The organism is Teichococcus aestuarii, from assembly GCF_042651065.1.
In the GTDB taxonomy this organism is placed as follows: domain Bacteria; phylum Pseudomonadota; class Alphaproteobacteria; order Acetobacterales; family Acetobacteraceae; genus Pseudoroseomonas; species Pseudoroseomonas aestuarii.
In genome coordinates this window covers 1-1063 of the sequence record NZ_JBHSCH010000160.1, presented here as the reverse complement: position 1 = coordinate 1063, position 1063 = coordinate 1, and the positions used below count along the sequence as shown (strand labels likewise).

Annotated in this window: 2 protein-coding genes; both read right to left on the bottom strand. The window is 66.4% G+C overall.

What is annotated here, in order from left to right; all coding sequences use genetic code 11:
* Positions 1 to 215: 215 nt before the first annotated feature.
* Entirely contained in the window at positions 216 to 698 is a 483-nt protein-coding gene (locus tag ACFOY6_RS24135) for a hypothetical protein (RefSeq protein ID WP_379632430.1), read from the bottom strand.
* 1 nt (position 699) lies between these two features.
* Positions 700 to 1063, bottom strand: a 364-nt coding sequence (locus ACFOY6_RS24130; RefSeq protein WP_379652458.1) for a hypothetical protein, incomplete at its 5' end; no start/stop codon positions are given.

Genomic DNA, 1063 nt, shown 5'->3' with positions numbered 1-1063 from the left:
CAGCACCGCCAGGGCCCGGATGCCGTACTGGTGGGAGGAGAAGACCGCGAAGCGGCCGCCAGCCTCCTTCCCCACCTGCCCCTGCCACTTGTTGGCGGCGGACCAGTCGATATTCCCGGGGTTGCGATTGCGGTAGCCACGCGCCGCCGTGGGGCTCGCGTTGACCATGGGCAGGCTCCGATTTTCAGGAATGCGCGGCGCCCGGCCGCGCGCGGTTACTCGGACCGCTTCGGGCGCACTTCGAGCGCTTCGATGCGATCGGACAGCCAGGACAGCTTTTCGGTGAGCGCCCTGACGTTTCCATCAAAGGCAGCCATCTTGCTCAGCCCATCGGCGAGGCGGTCCAGCTTCGCCTCCACCCGCGCCAGGTTCTCGGAGACGCGCCGCTCCACCGCCTGCATCTCTTCCTTGCGGGCCATGTCCCGGTCCTGCTGGCGGAGCTGCGCTTCCAGCCGCGCAGTCTCGCGGGCAACCAGGTTGGCCAGGTCGTGACGAGCCTTGGATTCCACATCGGCTGCGCCTTTGACCATCAGCCCGGCTTTTTCCTCCAGAGCCCTCAAGCCAGCCTGGGCGCGCTGCTCCACGCCGGTCAGGTCATCCTTGAGCGTCTTGGCCTGCGTGGCACGAAAGCCGACAAAGCCCAGCACAACGGCGCACAGGGAGAGCAGGAGGGCTGGCCAGTTCGCAAACGGCTCCATCTTATCGCCCCCAGTTTGCCCACTGAATCGTGGCGGCCACGCAGCCAGCGCTGCCCAGAAGGGAGAAGGCGCCGGCCGGGCTGAAGAACCCCTGCAGGCTGCCGCTCCACACCATGGTGCCGCCGACGAACGCCCACAGGCCAGCGGACAGGCAGGCGACAGCCGCGCGCGTGTTGATGGAACCCATCCACAGGGTGAGCATCAACAGCAGGCCATCGATCAATGTCACCGCGCCCCAGAAGCTCTCCCGCAGTCCGACGTCTCGCAGGACACGGAACACAGGCTGGATGTCGAACATGCGCGTTGTGCTGAAGCAGCCGATGCTAAACAGGATGCTCCAGAGCGCGAAGGCGGCCAGGAAGGTT

Coding starts and splice junctions, on each gene's coding strand:
- ACFOY6_RS24135 (WP_379632430.1), bottom strand. CDS start 698: ATGGAGCCGTTTGCGAACTGGCCAGCCCTCCTGCTCTCCCTGTGCGCC.